Origin of the sequence: Clostridium sp. HV4-5-A1G (genome assembly GCF_900184915.1) — a bacterium.
GTDB classification, from domain to species: domain Bacteria; phylum Bacillota; class Clostridia; order Clostridiales; family Clostridiaceae; genus Clostridium_B; species Clostridium_B aromativorans.
The window spans coordinates 1-16964 of the sequence record NZ_FXYI02000067.1 but is presented as its reverse complement, the minus strand read 5'-3'; the positions used below and the strand labels follow the sequence as shown (position 1 = coordinate 16964).

At 34.2% G+C, this 16964-nt stretch carries 18 protein-coding genes; 2 read left to right on the top strand and 16 right to left on the bottom strand.

What is annotated here, in order from left to right:
* Positions 1-127: 127 nt before the first annotated feature.
* From J5G60_RS08900 to J5G60_RS08890, 3 genes are all read right to left on the bottom strand, one after another.
* On the bottom strand, positions 128-484 hold the full coding sequence (locus J5G60_RS08900; RefSeq protein ID WP_150357419.1) for a hypothetical protein: 357 nt from the start codon (positions 482-484) through the stop codon (positions 128-130).
* 79 nt (positions 485-563) lie between these two features.
* Complete coding sequence (locus J5G60_RS08895) at positions 564-1031, bottom strand: hypothetical protein (protein ID WP_190972217.1); 468 nt, start codon at positions 1029-1031, stop codon at positions 564-566.
* Between the two features lie 437 nt (positions 1032-1468).
* Entirely contained in the window at positions 1469-2311 is an 843-nt protein-coding gene (locus tag J5G60_RS08890) for a glycoside hydrolase family 25 protein (RefSeq protein ID WP_150357417.1), read from the bottom strand.
* Between the two features lie 188 nt (positions 2312-2499).
* Between J5G60_RS08890 and J5G60_RS08885 the strand changes: the two genes are divergently transcribed.
* Entirely contained in the window at positions 2500-2994 is a 495-nt protein-coding gene (locus J5G60_RS08885; RefSeq protein WP_150357415.1) for a hypothetical protein, read from the top strand.
* Between the two features lie 227 nt (positions 2995-3221).
* Here J5G60_RS08885 and J5G60_RS08880 read toward each other — a convergent pair whose 3' ends face one another.
* On the bottom strand, positions 3222-3914 hold the full coding sequence (locus J5G60_RS08880) for a DUF554 domain-containing protein (RefSeq protein ID WP_150357414.1): 693 nt from the start codon (positions 3912-3914) through the stop codon (positions 3222-3224).
* 166 nt (positions 3915-4080) lie between these two features.
* Between J5G60_RS08880 and J5G60_RS08875 the strand changes: the two genes are divergently transcribed.
* Positions 4081-5247 (top strand): MFS transporter, encoded by a 1167-nt coding sequence (locus tag J5G60_RS08875; protein ID WP_207708007.1) that lies wholly within the window; start codon positions 4081-4083, stop codon positions 5245-5247.
* A gap of 329 nt (positions 5248-5576) precedes the next feature.
* Here J5G60_RS08875 and J5G60_RS08870 read toward each other — a convergent pair whose 3' ends face one another.
* The 12 genes from J5G60_RS08870 to J5G60_RS08815 all read right to left on the bottom strand — a co-directional run bounded on the left by J5G60_RS08870 (position 5577) and on the right by J5G60_RS08815 (position 16009).
* Positions 5577-6101, bottom strand: a complete 525-nt coding sequence (locus J5G60_RS08870; RefSeq protein ID WP_150357412.1) for a nitroreductase — start codon at positions 6099-6101, stop codon at positions 5577-5579.
* Positions 6102-6437: 336 nt separating this feature from the next.
* Positions 6438-6902, bottom strand: a complete 465-nt coding sequence (locus J5G60_RS08865; RefSeq protein WP_150357410.1) for a YsnF/AvaK domain-containing protein — start codon at positions 6900-6902, stop codon at positions 6438-6440.
* Between the two features lie 310 nt (positions 6903-7212).
* Positions 7213-7608 (bottom strand): pyridoxamine 5'-phosphate oxidase family protein, encoded by a 396-nt coding sequence (locus J5G60_RS08860; protein ID WP_150357408.1) that lies wholly within the window; start codon positions 7606-7608, stop codon positions 7213-7215.
* Between the two features lie 88 nt (positions 7609-7696).
* Entirely contained in the window at positions 7697-8869 is a 1173-nt protein-coding gene (locus J5G60_RS08855) for an ABC transporter permease (protein ID WP_150357406.1), read from the bottom strand.
* 7 nt (positions 8870-8876) lie between these two features.
* Positions 8877-9563, bottom strand: coding sequence for an ABC transporter ATP-binding protein (locus J5G60_RS08850; protein ID WP_150357404.1), 687 nt, complete (start codon positions 9561-9563; stop codon positions 8877-8879).
* Between the two features lie 40 nt (positions 9564-9603).
* The gene (locus J5G60_RS08845; RefSeq protein ID WP_190972216.1) at positions 9604-10545 is read right to left on the bottom strand and encodes an efflux RND transporter periplasmic adaptor subunit; all 942 of its coding nucleotides are present in this window, start codon (positions 10543-10545) and stop codon (positions 9604-9606) included.
* 158 nt (positions 10546-10703) lie between these two features.
* A complete protein-coding gene (locus J5G60_RS08840) occupies positions 10704-11177 on the bottom strand; it encodes a putative ABC transporter permease (RefSeq protein ID WP_150357400.1) in 474 nt (157 codons plus the stop codon).
* Between the two features lie 750 nt (positions 11178-11927).
* Complete coding sequence (locus tag J5G60_RS08835; RefSeq protein ID WP_150357398.1) at positions 11928-12164, bottom strand: DUF2164 domain-containing protein; 237 nt, start codon at positions 12162-12164, stop codon at positions 11928-11930.
* Between the two features lie 243 nt (positions 12165-12407).
* A complete protein-coding gene (locus J5G60_RS08830; RefSeq protein ID WP_229981167.1) occupies positions 12408-12698 on the bottom strand; it encodes a hypothetical protein in 291 nt (96 codons plus the stop codon).
* A 526-nt stretch (positions 12699-13224) separates the two neighbouring features.
* On the bottom strand, positions 13225-15222 hold the full coding sequence (locus J5G60_RS08825; protein ID WP_150357396.1) for an oxidoreductase: 1998 nt from the start codon (positions 15220-15222) through the stop codon (positions 13225-13227).
* Positions 15223-15411: 189 nt separating this feature from the next.
* Positions 15412-15759: a hypothetical protein gene (locus tag J5G60_RS08820; RefSeq protein WP_150357394.1), complete on the bottom strand. Its 348-nt coding sequence runs from the start codon at positions 15757-15759 to the stop codon at positions 15412-15414.
* Positions 15713-16009, bottom strand: a complete 297-nt coding sequence (locus J5G60_RS08815) for a MerR family transcriptional regulator (RefSeq protein ID WP_150357392.1) — start codon at positions 16007-16009, stop codon at positions 15713-15715. The genes J5G60_RS08820 and J5G60_RS08815 overlap by 47 nt, the downstream gene beginning before the upstream one ends.
* Between the last annotated feature and the right edge of the window lie 955 nt (positions 16010-16964).

Below are 16964 nucleotides of genomic sequence, written 5' to 3'. Positions count from 1 at the left end.
AAATTATTTGAATCATATTTTAAAGTTAATGAATAAAATATTTCTCAGATGCTTTAATTTCGACATTAAAATAAGCTATCTTAAAAAATTTCAAGATAGCTTATAAAAAATATACAATACGCCATTTTTAACTCTCTTCCAATGCCCATCCTCTTACATCTTCATACAGTTTATCTATAGTTTCAGGTATAACTTTACTTTTTAGATATTCCATTTTTTGTTCAATATCATCTCTGCTTTTTAAATTTTTATACTTGTCACAGTCAATTCTTATAATTTCCAGTTCAGCTTCATTTGAATCTTCCTTTAATACATATTCCTTATTTTCGAAATATATATCAATATTACCGTCAGCACCAATGCTTAGAATTCCTTCTCTTTCTTCTTCATGTTTTCCTGAAACCACCTGTCTAAATAACTCATTGAGCCCATTTTCCACTTTGTCTCTATTTTCTTCTAGAACCTCCAACCATTCCCTATACATATTAAACCAACTCCCTCCAAGCACTTTATTTAATTCTACCACAAATATGTTCTCATCTCTATGGATAAGCTCTTTATTTTTACTGTTGACGTAAATTTTGTGTATTAGCTATAATCTGTTTTAAGCGTAAATTCTCCTGTTGTAATTGTATTAGCTGCTGCCACAATTTAGATTGTGTCTCTTTAAGCTCCTCCAATTGAAAGGATTGCTGTTTTACTTTACTATCAGCACTGATACATACCTGTTTATTTATAGCATTCAATTCATCTTGGGTAAGACAGGGTAATAGCTGCAGCAATCTTTTATCCATTTCGCTTTTCTTAATATCTCCCGATTTTTGTACAGAACTAAATTCGTCTTCTAAAACATAGTACATTCCCTTTGCTACAGTAAGAGCATGATTATAATTGTCCATTCCTTTTCTAGCTATAAAAGATTCTCTTTGTTCTTTCACTACATCAGAAATCTTCTTAAGTACATAACCTCCTATAATTCCAACTATACCTAAAATAAACTCCACAAGTAAACTGAGCAATTGCTCTTTCATTATATAATACCCCCAAACAAATACTTTTAATACAGAATATGCTGATTCAAAACAAAATAAGCATCCTAAAAAAACGGATGCTTATTCTGCAATTTATAATCTTAAGGAGTTCAATTGAATAATATCTATATGAATTTTCATCTATCTCTTTATATCATATTTGTTACCTCTATTGTAAAATCACCGATACCTAAAATTACCGGAATAATAATTTGCTTTTTGCACATTCTATTTATATAAGAATATCAATGTATTTAGATTATAAAATATTTAAAGTTTCATATGATCCAAAATATTTGTCATTCAGTACATTGGTATTTACTTTACACCGGGGATGATGAATTTCCGGTGTTTAAATTTCAATTAAACTCATATTATAATAACCTCATTCCAGGGATTTTCATCCCTGGTTTTTTTCTTACTCATTTAATACTCTATTACAAATCAACGGCTTTTTTTCTTTTTTTTATAAAATCAAGTACACGTTCTGCTGTTTCATATCTATCCGTACCGCTGATAAGTTCTGTTAAATAGCTTGTATACTGTTCCTTCTTGCCTCCAACAGCATAAACATTTTTCACTTGAGAATAATCAAACTTTCTGGCATTAGAAATCGTAGGACAATTTAAAAAATCAGCCAGTAATTCCGCAGAATGCATATCAGCACCGTAGTTATATATCACAATAGCATCCACTTTTTTCTCACCCCTTTTTAGAGAATTGTAGAAATCCTCCGCCATATAATTAAGGTCCACATATCCGGACATACCCGATATCTGCCCTTTATTCGTATACTGCCATATAGCATATTTGCTCCACAGCGTAAAATCTGGAGAACTTGTCCCATAATTGGCAATCCAAAGAGGATACTTTGTTATTTTGGAATTTAGATGTGATTTTATATAGTTTGGATTGCAATAAATCACCGCCGGCGCTATAGAAGATATGGCATCCAGAAATGCCAGGCAGGCATCCGTCATGTCCCCGCTGCACTGCTGTTCAAAATCCAGAACTACAAAGTCAAGATCAGTGCCTGCAACAGTGGATTTAAAAAAACTGGCTTCCTGGATAGCTTTTTCTTTAGTCGTAAATCTGGCAAAATGATATGCTGCAGTGACAAGCTCCAGTGCCCTGGCATCTTTAATGCTGCTGTTATAAAATTTGTCCACAAAGGTACTTCCCTCAGTGGCCTTTGCAATTACAAATTTGTGTCCTGTATTTTTGACAAGCTGAATATTAACTGAACCATTGAGATTGCTTATATCAACACCTTTCAACATAAAACCCCTCCTTTATTTTCAATATATTTTTAAACTGCACTTTTTGACATTGTCGATATGCAATTCAGTTTCCTATTTTAAATTTTAAATGTGACTTTTATAATTTTCTAGTATAACTATTTTTATAATGCACAAACTTTAATTATTACCAAACAAATATTCATATAAATTACAAGGAGTGGATATAGATGAAAAAAACTTTTTATGTGATTACAGCATCCTTACTGATTACAATAAACTTAATAGGCTGTGGAACTCAACAACAATCTAACAATGTTAAAAACAAAACACAAAATATAGAGAACAAAGCTAAAAACGACTTAGCAGAATTGCCTAAAAATTTGAAGACTGACATGGGTCCAGGCAAATTTTATATATCTCCATCATCTAACACCTTTAAAGATGGAAATGTTCCGATTATAAATATCAAGAAAAATACTTCATCTCAAAAAGTTGAAATAACCCCAAGTGAATTCAATAATAAATATATGAGCTATATATTCATAGATGGTGTTTTCAACTCTAAAAAACAATTATCCAACAGCAAGACAAATATGGAACTAAAGGGAAATGATATCAAAACAGGTAAACATAAAGTAGATATTATTCAATTTAATAATAATAAAACAACTGATACAGTCCTTACTCACAAAACTGCATATTATTATGTCAATATAGCGTAATAATGAAAGCCCCGGATCCGTCTAGGGCTTTTCTCCCCTTTTACATCAAAAAAATATACCCCAGAATTAACTGGGGTTTCAAGCGGGGAACTATTTATAAAATAAATAGTCATATACATACCAATATACGTAGTATCTTTGATAATTAAGGGTGTAATAGTTACAAAAAATAGAATAATATGTACAAGTAAAATTTTTTAATAGATTTCGCAGTTATTTTCAACATCCTATATTAATGTCACTATCCAACATAAAATAGGAGTCACAATAATTGCTGGTAAATAATTTGCCACTTTAATTTTAGTGACACCAATTATATTTAATCCAAGCGCTATAATCATCAGAGAGCCTGTACAGGTAATTTCTCCAATAGCTGAATTAGTTAAAATCGGCTGTAAAAACTGTGCCAGCAAAACAATGGCACCCTGAAATATGAAAACAAAAGAGGCAGAAAACAATACACCAATGCCAAGGCTTACAGATAGTATCGTAGATGATATCAAATCAAGCACGGATTTTGTAAAAAGCATCGTATTATCTCCAATAAGTCCTGCATTTAATGATCCTACAATAGTCATTGCCCCTATACAAAATAAAAGGCTGGCTGTAACAAAACCCTCCGCAACTGAAATGGAATTGTCAGAAGATGCTCTAAATCGTTTTCCAATCCACTCCCCTAAAGCGTTTATTCGTTTGTCAATATCAATCCATGTCCCTATGATAGTGCCTATAACAATGGAAATTATAAGTATCAGGGTATTTTTACCCTTTAGCGTTCCCGATATTCCAATATAGACAGTACATAAACCTATTCCAACCATAACCGCATCAGTAACCTTTTTAGAAATTCCCTTTTTAAACAACAGGCCGACAATACTCCCTATGATCACAGCCACAGTATTAACAATTACGCCTATCATTTTACATCCTCCCTCCTGTATTTTCCTTAGGTACCACGTTCAACATAATACCCAGTATTATAACACATATATTGTAATATTACATTATTTCAACAAATATATCATTTTTTATTACTTTCCATTATAATAATAAGGATACCTAAGCAAATCACGGGAGGACAGTCATATGATTGAAATTAATCAGTTAAATGTAAAGTTGCAAAAAAGAATTATATTAATTATCGTAGTTATGTTTTGGTTTTCACAATACGTTTATATGCCTTATCAAGCACCATACTTACTTTCAATTGGTGCAACCACCAGTTTTGTTGGAACCGTTGTCGGAGCGTATGGATTATCACAGATGTTACTTAGAATGCCAATAGGAATAATGGCTGATAGAAAAGGCCATCATAAATTATTTATTATAATTGGTGCTTGTTCTAGTGGACTAGCTTCCCTTTTTAGAATATTTATCCCAAATGGTATTGGTTTTTTACTTGGAAGTTTATTTTCTGGACTGGCCTCAGCAATGTGGATCTCTTTTATGGTTTTATATTCAAATTATTTTAAAAAAGAAGATATGCAGAAATCTATGGGAATTATTATAGGTGCAAACAACATAGGAATTCTTGTGGGATTTGTTATGGGATCTATGTTTTACGATAAATTTGGTATGAATTTCTTGTGTATATTAAGTCTGGCAGCTGCATTCCCATCTACTTTTATTGGATTTTTCATAAAAGAGCCTAAAATTGATTTTAAACCACTGCCTGTTAAAGAGCTTATTACCATATATAAGGATAAAAGACTTATTGGATTTTCATTACTTGCACTGGTACAACAGGGGATACTTATGTCTACAGCAATGTCTTTTACCAATCAGATTGCTAAACAACTAGGAGCTTCTGGTTTTCAAATTGGTATAAATTCAATAATATATATATTAGTAGCTGTAATCACTTCCTATTTTTCAGCTTCAAAATTGGCAGCGAAACAGGGCGCTAAGTTCTGGATCCCTACCGTACTTATATGCATTTGCATATATTGTATAATTGTTCCAAATACAAGTTCCGTACTACATATATACTTTGCGCAAATTTTAATTGCCATGTCTACAGGTATTTTGTTTTCTTTTTGTACAAGCGAGTCAATGAAAAATGTAGATCAGAAGAAAAAGTCTACTGCTATGGGATATTTCCAGGCTATTTATGGCTTAGGTATGACTATTATTCCAATTTTTACAGGAATAATTGTAAATAATTATAATATGAGTTTAGCATATTACCTTATGGCATTTATATCTTTCGTAGGATTTTTAAGTTCATTCTATTGGTATAAATTCAAAAATTAGGGATACATTGATTCGACTAAAACCTCCGGTTTCATTCCCAAAATTTCTTCCGCAAATAATTGTCCGGCTTTTACATTTGTAATTGCCCATCGTCTTTCCAAAATTCGTATTGCTTCAATAAAACAAAAAGAGTCCCAGCTTTATCTGAAACTCTTTGCCTATTTAGTTCTCAAATTTATCCGATAGCTACCTGCCCTAATACTGCCACTTCTACAAGTAACAGATAAGGGCAGCTACGCCCCTGGATAACGATTTTTAAACTTCAGGTGATGTCAAAAACCCCACCTGAAGCAAAGAACTCTGTTTATTCTTTTAGTTGTTACAAAAAATTAGACCCGGATAATATAATCCTTTTTTCTCGGCGCAGCTGGAGCAATACCACCCTCAGCAGCATATCCTAGAATACAATTACCGACTCCAACATAGTCCTCCTGAACTCCCCATTTCTTTAACAAAGCTTTGCCTTCCTCAGTTTCAAACACTTCTTTTGCTCTGTAGACAAAACAGGAATCCACACCAATAGCATGAGCGGCATTCAGCATATTGCCTATAACAAGAGCTCCGTCCTCAACATAAGTTGCCGCTTTCCTGTCAGCAAAGACAACAAGCAGAGTTGGTGCTCCATAAAATGGATCAGACGTATTTCCCATAATAGCTGCATTTAATTTAGAAATTTTCGTAATCGTTTCCCTGTCCTGTATAACTATGATAATTGGAGATTGCTTACCCATACCCGTTGGTGCGTAAGTACCGGCTTCTAGAATAGCATCCAGCTCTTCCTTTTTGATCTGTTTCTGCTGATATTTTCTGCAACTTCTTCTGGTTTTTAAAACTTGTAAAGGTTCCTCCACCATAGATCAACTCCTTTTATTACTATATTTTACATATATCATAATTATAAGATATCATGCAAATAAATTCAAGCAATACTCCTTATAGAGTATCTTTACATTTACATTTGTATCCGTGTTTCATTCAATTAGCACCCTGCTGCTAATTGCCTTGTATATGCAAAATAAGCACTGATCAAGTGATTCTTAGGTTCAAATGGAATTTGTTTATAGGGAAGATTTTCCATGAGCAAATCACTGCAAACCTAAGAATCACCTTATCCAGGCGCGCGGCAGTGCTTACCTCCCACTCTATGAAGTCGGGAGTATTATATCAATGACAGCCTTGGGGTAAATTTCTTAATGAAAGTCATGATCTGTATTATCATCCACTATCTTTGCGTCACCATTTGCGTTTACACGAGCTTTTTCTCTTTTTAGTTTTTCATCCACTTTCCTCGTTTCTTTGACTTCACGTTTATGAGCAGATACCTCTCCAGTTACCACAGTGTGTTTACCTACATTAACCTGTTCTTCACTGACTGGAATACGTATGGTTTTTTCATCACTAATAGGTGTATCACTGGATTTATTATCTACTGGCCTTCTTTCTATAACAACTTCTTCATGCGTAACTGGAACATCAACTGTTTTTGGCTCTTCAACAATTTCTTTGCTCAGTTCAACTTCACCCTTTGGAACTTTGCTTTTATTTATATCAAGCTCTTCCTTATGAAGTGTAAGTCTTTCCCCATCTTTACTTTTCTTCTTATTATCATCATCTTCACTGCCATTACCTAAAACATTGTCAAATAAACCTTTCATAAAATATTACCTCCTAAAATACATATTTTCAATTCACTAATATTTTATCCCTGTTGAAGTAATATATCCTTTGTGAAATATGGAGTTAAAGTAAATTGCTTACAATACTTTTGACGGCAAAAGAAAACGAGCCCCCTATTTTAAGGAGCTCCAAAAATTTTTTTGCGAGGCATAGCTTACAAATGGCATAATAATCAAGTATTAACCTTATGCTGCACAATAAAACGCATACCTTTTTAGAAAGGAATCATTACCACTATAACTATATATTACCATAACAACAGAAAAAATCAATAGTTTAAAATCAATGTTAAAATTTAATAGTCTTAGGTTTCTCTGTAAAGGAATAGACAGTAGCAGTTGCATTTTTTAGATAAAGGACTTCACAATTCCCATCATCAGCAGCATACATACTTTTAAGATTTGGATATTCATCAAGCATATGTTGTCTAGCTTCAACTCTATCATCCTGAACAGCAGTTGCTGTAACACGTATCCAGGTATTATCTTCTCCCACAGCACAGATTTCAATTTTAGGATTTTTTTTCATTTGAGCAAAAACGTTTTTAACATTTCCAGTCTGGATGTAAAGCTTTCCCTCAAAGATGTCTATTGTTCCAAAAGGTCGAACCCTTGGCTGATCACCTTCAGACGTTGCCAAATAATAAGTGCCGATACTTTTTAAGTATTCATAAACTTCATTCACTTTAATTCCTCCCTTTAATTTATATAATATAATTATTTTACCTCTCATATTCAAAATAACAAATACAATTTTTATATAAGACAAAGTATTATTCAAATCTAAGAGCATCTATTGGTTTAAGGTTAGAGGCCTTATATGCCGGAAATATGCCAAATACAATGCCCACAATCATGGAAAAAGAAAATGAAAAAATTACTACAGGTATTGAAAACGCTACTGAAACTCCAAAAGCAGCTATTGCCTTTCCAATTAAAATACCAAATATTACACCTATTATACCACCCAGTGAACTCAGAACCAGGGATTCTATCAAGAATTGAATCAGAATATCTTTTTTTGTTCCCCCAAGTGCCTTTCTTATTCCAATTTCCTTAGTACGTTCTGAGACAGATACCAACATGACATTCATTACTCCTATTCCTCCCACTATAAGGGATATGGCAGCTATTCCCCCAAGCAAATAAGTCATGGTACTGGTTATTGAGCTCATGGTATCCAGCAATTGTTTCTGACTCATGACTCGGCTGATACTATTATCTGTGGACTTGAAATAATTATTTAAGTAGGTATTTACTTCATTTGTAACCATCTCTACATTTTGATCGCTGGAAGATTTTATATACACACTTTGTACATTTCTACTGCCAGCAAGGCTTATAGCCGTAGATGATGGTACAATCACCATGTCATCTGTGTTGTTTCCCATGGAACTTCCCTGTGATTTCAACACTCCTACAACACTATAAGTATTTCCATTTATACTGATATCCTGACCTACAGGATCATTAAATCCATAAAGCTGGGTTGCAATATCAGATCCCAGAACTGCAACCTTATTTCTATAATCTACATCCAGGTCGGCTATAAATCTACCTTCTGAAAGCGTCATATTTCTCACATCCATAAAATTCGGCGTAGTTCCGGTTACAGAAGTACTTTGAGATTTTGTATTGACTTTAACCGTAGCACTGGCACTAATAGTAGGTGCTGCCTCAGAAATTCCCTGCAAATCCTGAATATTTTTTACATCCTCAAGGGTAAATTGCTTGGTTCCATTGTTATTGGAGGTATTTGCCATAATAAGATTAGTTCCAAGAGCCTGAACCTGGGAAGTTATCTGTTTTGTGGAGCCGCTTCCCATACCTACCAATACTATAACGGAAGAAATTCCTATAATTATACCTATCATGGTGAGAATAGACCTCAATTTATTGCTTATTATATTTTTTATAGCTAGCTTTAAAGTCTGAAATAATCTCATATGTTAATCAATCCTCCTCCATGTATAATTTCCCATCCTTCAATTTTCCATCTTCCATGCTCACAATCCTCTTTGCCTGTCTTGCAATTTTCAAATCGTGAGTTATCAATATTATAGTCTTACCACTTTTATGGAGTTCTTTCATAGTATTCATTATTTTCTCACTTGTCTTTCTGTCCAGGGCACCTGTAGGTTCGTCTGCCAGTATGATTTTCGGCCCTCCTGCCAGTGCCCTTGCAATAGCTACCCTTTGCTGCTGCCCTCCTGAAAGTTGATTTGGCCTATGATACTCTCTTCCTTTAAGTTTCACCTTTTCAAGGCACTCCATGGCCCTCTCCCTGCATTTCTTCTCACTTATCCCCCTATATAGGAGAGGTACTTCTACATTTTCTACAGCATTCATTTTAGAAAGCAGGTTAAAATTTTGAAATATAAATCCTATCTGTTTATTTCTTACGTCAGCTAACTCAGACTCACTCATTTCATTTATACTTATACCATTTAGAATATAGTCTCCAGAATCGCAGACATCAAGGCATCCAATTATATTCATAAGTGTAGATTTGCCGGAACCTGAGGGACCTACAATTGAAACAAATTCATTATCAGATATACTTAAATTGATATTATCCAGTGCCTTTATTTTAGTATCTCCCATAGTATAGTACTTGCACAGATTTTTAATTTCTATCATAAAAGTTCTCCTTTCCCACGTATTTCATTTTATCCCATAATTAATTTGTTCCTCTATTTTGGCTTCCACCATTTCCACTTTGTCTAGAATTACCTATTCCTCCGCTTCTCATCATTCCAAATCCGCTTCTGCTTTTTGCTGAGGACTGACTTCCGCTTGAACTTTCAGTCTGAGGTAATTGAACTTTTTGCCCTTCTGTTAGCCCCTCAACTATTTGAACCATTTTGCCGTTATTAATTCCTACCTGAACTTGCTGCATTTTCATTTTTCCATCGTCAGAAGATAGTATTACAAATTTTTTACCATCCATATCTCTTATTGCTTCTATAGGTACAGCAAGTACATTATTTTTTGATGCTGTTACTATGGAAGCCTCTGTAGACATTCCGGATTTTATGTCATTTATTTTATCAAAATATATAATTACGTTAAAAGTTGACACTCCATTGGAATATGTTCCCTGTTGACTTATATCCTTGACAGTACCTGTGAAACTGGTATCTGGAAATGCATTGACTTTTATATTGGCCTTTTGCCCAATTTTCAAATTCGGCACATCTGTCTCGTCTACGGATATTGTGGTATAGAAATTCTTGTTATCAAATATACTCAAAAGAGCCTGATTTGGATTTACACTATCTCCTGCACTTACATTTACCTGACTTATTATTCCGTCATAGGGAGCTGTTATTGCGGCACTTCCATCTTCAAAAGCAATAAGTTCCTGCCCTGCAGTTACCGTTTGATCTTTGCTTACAAGTACCTGAGATACAGTATCTTTTCCTTCAGCTTTAATTGTTCCACTATTCAGGGGCACAACACTTCCTGAGCCGGAAACTGTACTTTCAATATTCTGGATGGTTACTTGAGTCTGCGAAGATTGTGATTTATTGTTTTCGGATTTTTTTGTAGTATTTCTATATACTACAATGCTTACTACTGCTATTACCACTACCAATATTGGAATAAGTATCTTTTTCACGATATAATCACTTTCTTTCCATCAAATTTGTTTTTTATCTAGACTAAATATAAGTTTAGATTTCTTCTGTCACAGTTTTGTTACAACATTATTAATATTTTATGTAAAAAATAAAGCCCTTTTTCTCCTTTAGGCTTTTATACTTATATATTTTACTTTTAATTATCTGCAAATAGATCTCTATAATTTTTTAATAATCCCACAGGCCTTTTCTCTCCAAATAGCTTATATCTCAAATAATCATCCAAATATATACAAAGTGGCATCAACACAAACCACAATACAGCGTAAGGCAAACATATCTGTCCATATAAATTAAAAGGCTCATCAGAATAATCCCACACATCAAGTCCTAACCATATGTTTAATATAATCCCTGAAGTAAATTCCAATGCGAGAGCTATGAAAGTTCCAATTACGCATTCCTGCCACATTTTCCTATCATAAAATTTAGGATACTCATTAAGTCTTCCTATAAAGAAGGCCGCTGTTCCACCTACTACCAGCATACTTATATGTGTCCAGCCACGCCATAACCCCTCAAATACCATGTATAGAGCACCCATTATAAATATTAGAAATAAATCCTTATATATTTTGTTTTTTAGGTTTGCGGAATTCCTATATCCCATGTAACTTTCTCCATCCCCTTCACAGTAGTTAAAGTATTTACACACGCCTTTAATCTGTTGGATTCTTGGTTATATCCATATAATGGCCTGTACATATACTGAATTGTTCCAATAGATCTCTATATTCTAATTGTATTATTCCTATAGTATCTTTATTCCTCACATGCTCATATACATTACACTCATGAGATCATTCCAGTTTACATGCCCCCCATTTTCCTTTATATAAAGAAAAATAAGCATCCTAAATGACGAATGCTTATTTTAAAATATAATTAAGGGAGACCAAATTTTATAAAGAATCTTGTGGTGGTTGCATTTAAGTTTACAGTACCCTGCAACCGCAGGCACCAATTTGGTAATTACCATTTTAAATGGTTTTTAAATTTATTTTTAATTAACGCTTAAATATCTGATATATATAAGTATATGTGGTTTCTATTACAGCTTAGTGTCGTATTAGTTAACTATTTGTAACAAATCTAATTATTGTATGAATAAAATGAAAATAAGCATCCTAATAAAACGGATGCTTACTTTGGTGTACATAAAGAGTTTATTTTTTTATATTTATATTGTATTCAAAGATTGTTATATAAAAATTTTGTACTTGTTAAGTTTGTGTTAATAACTCCCAATATCATTAACTAAATCTGAAGCACAGTCGATATGCTCAATAGAAATTACAAATCAAGCATATTAAAATTATTCCTACTCTATAAAAAAGATCCCCGGATTTCCCCAAAACCCCTAATATGTCTGAATTGACAATAAGTCTTCAACTCTCTCATTCATATATTTATAAGAATCATAAACTCCCTGATTATAAAATTCAGGCGCCAGTTCTTCTATAGTAAACTCTAAAATTAATCCTGCGGCTAAATCCCCTATTTCTTCCTCTCTTTCATTTAAAAAGTAATTTTTTATTTTGTTAACCATGTCTTTTTTTGTTTCTTTACTTAATTTTATCTTATTTCTGCTTCTCATAGATACCTCCAATATTCGTAATAACATAATTCTAACATATGAGGTACAAAAATAAAAAAAGCTATTTTTAGCTTTTTCTATATACTTATCTTATATAGACATCATGGCTGCAGGTTTACCACATTTTATAAATCCAAAATAAGTAGTGTTTATCCTAATAATAAACTCATCCATATGTATTAAAACAAGGGGCTGTTATACTCTCTAAGATACTTTAACTATTTAATTAAAAGAGCATAGAAATTAATCTATACTCTTCTTAGGGCTTTCCTCTTTTCCCTGTTGTTTTAAATACCATCTTGACGCATTAATTTTCATATTCAAATCACCAGCAAATGGTTCAAAACTTTTTATTACTTTATCTTCTTCTTGGAGTTCACATAAAGCATCATAAATTAGAGAAGCATCCAAATGAGCATCATCTATTTTTAAAAGAAATCTTAAAGTAGTCATTGGGCATTCACTTAATCTGCTTATATAATTATGTTTTTCTAGTATGTCTAATATTTCTTGCTTTAAATTCTCTTTATCCATATATATTATTTCCTCCTCAATTTTTACGTCTATATAAATTTCTACAAGCAATGATAATATCCTGCTAAAATAAAAAAATGGCAATAAATACTAGATTTTCTGGTGCCCTATAATTCACTTTTATTTAATTCTTCTTTATTTTCTTTTATACGCTATCAACTTTTCCACATAATCATCTTCCTAAAATTACCAGAATAATATTTCAATTTTAACGCATACTATTCGTGTAAGGATATCAAGGTATTTAAGATGTTAAAATATTTAAATTCCATATGAACTAAAATATTTATTTCTTGGTGCGTTGATACTTACTTTATGCTGGGGATGATGAATCCCCGGTGTTTAAACTCATGTTGTATTAAACCTCATTCCAGGGATTTTCACCCCTGGTTTTTTTCTTTGTAAAATATTTAAGGAAGATATTAATAATTCTGCCAAAATGTTTTTTACTAATCACATTATCCCCGGCCTTTCATTGTACTATATTTGATATCTGAAAAATCAACAAATATAGATAAAGATTCAATTAAATACTGTTAGCTACCTCAAAAGCATCCCATATAGCATACATGATGTTTGCTACATTTTTTGCATCTCCCAATAGATAGATTTCAGGTACATCAAATTGAAGCTGCTGGTACAGTGAGTTTTCTGATTTGTAGCCTACCGATAATATCACGCTGTCACAATTCAGTTCTTTCATCTCACCGTTTAAATTTATCAAGAGCCTACCATTTTCGTATCCGGTAGCCTTGGCTGAGGTAATAATTTTGATGTTGTTATAGGGGATCAGACGTTCAAGCATCTCGCTGTTTGCGTGACAAAGCGGTGCATTTACTGCCAGGATTTTGCCAAGTGCTTCAACGATTGTGACCTTCTTGCCATTTTGTGCTAACCACAGTGCAGTTTCACATCCAACAAGTCCGCCGCCTATTACTACTGTGGACTCTCCAGACTCCTTTTTTCCGCTAAGTACATCAGCTGCTGTATAAACATGGGCATCGTCTCCGAGAGAAAATACTTTTGGTGTCGAACCGGTCGCAACAATAACAGTATCGTAATCTTTGGAAAGTGCAAATTCCTTTGTGATTTTGGTGTTAAATGTCACAGGAACATTCAATAGTTTCAATTGATGTGAATACCATTTTGCCAGTCTCAAATCGTCTTCTTTAAAGTCTGGAGCACCTCCGGGAATCAAATTTCCTCCCAGCTTTAAAGTTTGCTCAAATACTTCCGGCTTATGGCCTCGTATGGCAAGAACACGGGCAGCCTCACAGCCTGCTACGCCACCGCCGATGATGAGAACCTTTTTAGCTTTTACAATCGGTGAATAAGCAGTAAAACGCTCACGGGCGGCCTGAGGATTTACCGCACAGTTAATTGCGGAATACTCCTGGATTCGGCCCATACAGCCTTCCTGGCAGGAAATGCAGGGACGAATCTCATCTGCTTTACCTGCTCTCAGTTTATTGACATAATGGGGATCGGCCAAAAGCGGTCTTCCCAGGCTGACTATATCGCAGGCACCTTCTTTTACTGCTTTTAACGCCATATCCGGGTCATCCATTCTGCCGGCACAGGCTACAGGGACGTCAACCACATCCTTTACCATTTTTGCATACGGAATATAAAGTCCCTTTTTCTGATACATCGGCGGATGATTCCACCACCATGAGTCATATGTTCCTACATCTACATCCAGAACATCACAGCCGTACTTAACCAGAAGCCTTGCTGCTTCAATACCTTCATCAATGTCACGTCCCTTTTCATCAAATTCTTCTCCCGGCAGAGCACCTTCTCGCCAGTCCTTGATCATACTCTTTAAGCTGAAACGCATTGAAACAGGGAATTGACTTCCACAGTGCGACTTGATTTCTTCCACAATTTCCTTTGCAAAGCGCAGTCTGTTCTCAAGTGATCCGCCATATTCATCTGTTCTTTGGTTAAACATCGAAATTGCAAATTGATCCAGCAGATATCCTTCATGGACAGCATGGATCTGAACGCCGTCAAATCCGGCACGCTTTGCATTAAAAGCACCGTCACCAAAGGATTTTATAATGCTTTTAATCTCTTCTACTTCCAAAGGGCGACATGTTTTGTTCAGCCACCTATGCTGGATAGGAGAAGATGCCACCGGAGGAAAATCCCCCAAATTCGTAGGGATCGTCACACGACCGAAGCCGGCAGACATCTGAAGAAAAACTTTGCTCCCGTAAGCATGTATGCGCTCTGTCATTTCCCTGCTGGTTCTTATAAAATGAACGGAGTTATAGGTAGAATTCGGACAGTTTGGCATGCTTTGAGTTTCAACTTTGCAATCTGAAAAAGTAACTCCTGTAATAATCAGTCCCGTTCCACCCTTTGCTCTTTCCGTATAATAGTCAATTCCACGCTGGTTAAAGCCTCCTTCTACATCGGCAAGTCCAAGCGGGCCCATAGGTGCAAGACAAAATCTGTTTTTTAATTCTACTCCGCCGATTTTAATCGGTTCGAACAATACTTGGTATTCTTTCTCCATTTAGCTCACCTCATTTTTATAAAATTTAATTAATCATTGTATGTAATCGTTATATTATTGTCAATGTAAATATAATGCCAATAGTAACTATTAAGTCAAGAGTTATAATAATTTTTCAATAAAAAATACACCATTCGTCTCCTATACATAAATGCAGGACAGAAAAGTGTATAACAATTCAATATTAGATTAATGGATTGGGCACCATAATTCCACTATAGGATGCGTTGTATTGCTATCCACATCTACCAACAAAACATTGCCAAAAGGCGCCGAAGAAGGAACCAGATTACGTTCGCGGATAGCTTCCAATGTTTTATGAAAAACTTTGCCGGGAAAATAGGCAAAATCTGAATCGGCAGTAACAATTGTGTGATAGCAGGGAAGTGAATGCAAGGATACCATTTTCCCTTTGTCAAACGGCAAATTTAACTTTTCTGCTTCCTCAGGTCTTATTGAATAACCCAAAACTGCCGTTGATTCATCGGTTTCATTTTTCCATCCGGTGCAAAAAACAGAAAGATGAGTAGCAGGCATGGCATCGACCCACTTGTGAATATATTTCTGCTGGTACTTTTCCGCTGAAATGTCTTCCTATATCCTTGAGAGGAATACCCATTGAATGATATTTGAAGTAAGACAGCAGCCTAAAAACATCCTCTTCATCATAATAACGGTATCCATTATCTTCTTTTTTTGCATTAATAATATCTTTGCTCTCAAAAAAATGTAATGCACCTGGTGTCAACCCAAGTATACGCGCCACATCACTAACATAATATTTCATATTGATCACCTCAAAAGTCTGTAGTAACTATTGACTTTTTTCATAGTCATCTACGTTTTGAATACCCATCACTTCAATATAATTATATACGATCAAGTGAATGATAACAAAATTTTAAAAAAGGATCTGCATTTCTGCAAATCCTTTAATTTCAATACTTAATGATGCACCCAGGGAGATTCGAACTCCCGGCCTCTGGATTTTCGAGGAACACATTTTGATAATTTTAAATACCCCTCAGTCCCTGCTATATAGCCATTTCATTTTTTAGTATATGCCTGTCCATACTTGATTATCCTAAACTATAGGGGGCAAAAAGAGGGGCAAATTTTATACATGTAATTTTAATAATATCAATGCTTTTAGGTGGGTGGCAAAACACCATACACCTAAAATATTTAACCCCAGATATATTATCTCACATTCATATACCTTCATGCTCCATATTTTAACTTTTACATGTTTAAAGGTTAATTCGTCTTAATATAAAGCCTATCTTAAAACGGCTCTATGTTGGTTTTAATAGCATTTTGCTACTCACCTGCATAAGTGGAAATTCCCCTTTTCTAAGTTTTCAGCAATCAAAGTATATGATATAATCTAAAATGTACAATTCAATAAGTTGTGTGTGAGCAACTGGTATTGCCATCCCTTTAAGAAGGGAGGTGATACATATGTACGAAATGTTTATAGTAGTTTTTGCTGCTCTATCATTTTTGATAGCTTTGATAAATTTAATTATCGTGCTTATAGATAATATAAAAAAGTAGCCCACCCGTGCAATTGGTTTAGCTACTTTTTTATAAATCAGCTTTACTAGTTGCCTTAGCAACTGAATTGTATACTACAGGGTGCTGGTAACACCCTGTTTTTATTATGTCCTTTTATTAATTCTATTATATCTGTCTATTATAAACATATCCGAGCAAACGAGACCTTACTAGATCTCTTATGG

Excerpts from the sequence above, each read along its gene's own strand:
- J5G60_RS08900 (WP_150357419.1), bottom strand. The coding sequence starts at position 484 with ATGTATAGGGAATGGTTGGAGGTTCTAGAAGAAAATAGAGACAAAGTG.
- J5G60_RS08895 (WP_190972217.1), bottom strand. The coding sequence starts at position 1,031 with ATGAAAGAGCAATTGCTCAGTTTACTTGTGGAGTTTATTTTAGGTATA.
- J5G60_RS08890 (WP_150357417.1), bottom strand. The coding sequence starts at position 2,311 with ATGTTGAAAGGTGTTGATATAAGCAATCTCAATGGTTCAGTTAATATT.
- J5G60_RS08885 (WP_150357415.1), top strand. The coding sequence starts at position 2,500 with ATGAAAAAAACTTTTTATGTGATTACAGCATCCTTACTGATTACAATA.
- J5G60_RS08880 (WP_150357414.1), bottom strand. The coding sequence starts at position 3,914 with ATGATAGGCGTAATTGTTAATACTGTGGCTGTGATCATAGGGAGTATT.
- J5G60_RS08875 (WP_207708007.1), top strand. The coding sequence starts at position 4,081 with ATGATTGAAATTAATCAGTTAAATGTAAAGTTGCAAAAAAGAATTATA.
- J5G60_RS08870 (WP_150357412.1), bottom strand. The coding sequence starts at position 6,101 with ATGGTGGAGGAACCTTTACAAGTTTTAAAAACCAGAAGAAGTTGCAGA.
- J5G60_RS08865 (WP_150357410.1), bottom strand. The coding sequence starts at position 6,902 with ATGAAAGGTTTATTTGACAATGTTTTAGGTAATGGCAGTGAAGATGAT.
- J5G60_RS08855 (WP_150357406.1), bottom strand. The coding sequence starts at position 8,869 with ATGAGATTATTTCAGACTTTAAAGCTAGCTATAAAAAATATAATAAGC.
- J5G60_RS08850 (WP_150357404.1), bottom strand. The coding sequence starts at position 9,563 with ATGATAGAAATTAAAAATCTGTGCAAGTACTATACTATGGGAGATACT.
- J5G60_RS08840 (WP_150357400.1), bottom strand. The coding sequence starts at position 11,177 with ATGGGATATAGGAATTCCGCAAACCTAAAAAACAAAATATATAAGGAT.
- J5G60_RS08835 (WP_150357398.1), bottom strand. The coding sequence starts at position 12,164 with ATGAGAAGCAGAAATAAGATAAAATTAAGTAAAGAAACAAAAAAAGAC.
- J5G60_RS08830 (WP_229981167.1), bottom strand. The coding sequence starts at position 12,698 with ATGGATAAAGAGAATTTAAAGCAAGAAATATTAGACATACTAGAAAAA.
- J5G60_RS08825 (WP_150357396.1), bottom strand. The coding sequence starts at position 15,222 with ATGGAGAAAGAATACCAAGTATTGTTCGAACCGATTAAAATCGGCGGA.
- J5G60_RS08820 (WP_150357394.1), bottom strand. The coding sequence starts at position 15,759 with ATGCCTGCTACTCATCTTTCTGTTTTTTGCACCGGATGGAAAAATGAA.
- J5G60_RS08815 (WP_150357392.1), bottom strand. The coding sequence starts at position 16,009 with ATGAAATATTATGTTAGTGATGTGGCGCGTATACTTGGGTTGACACCA.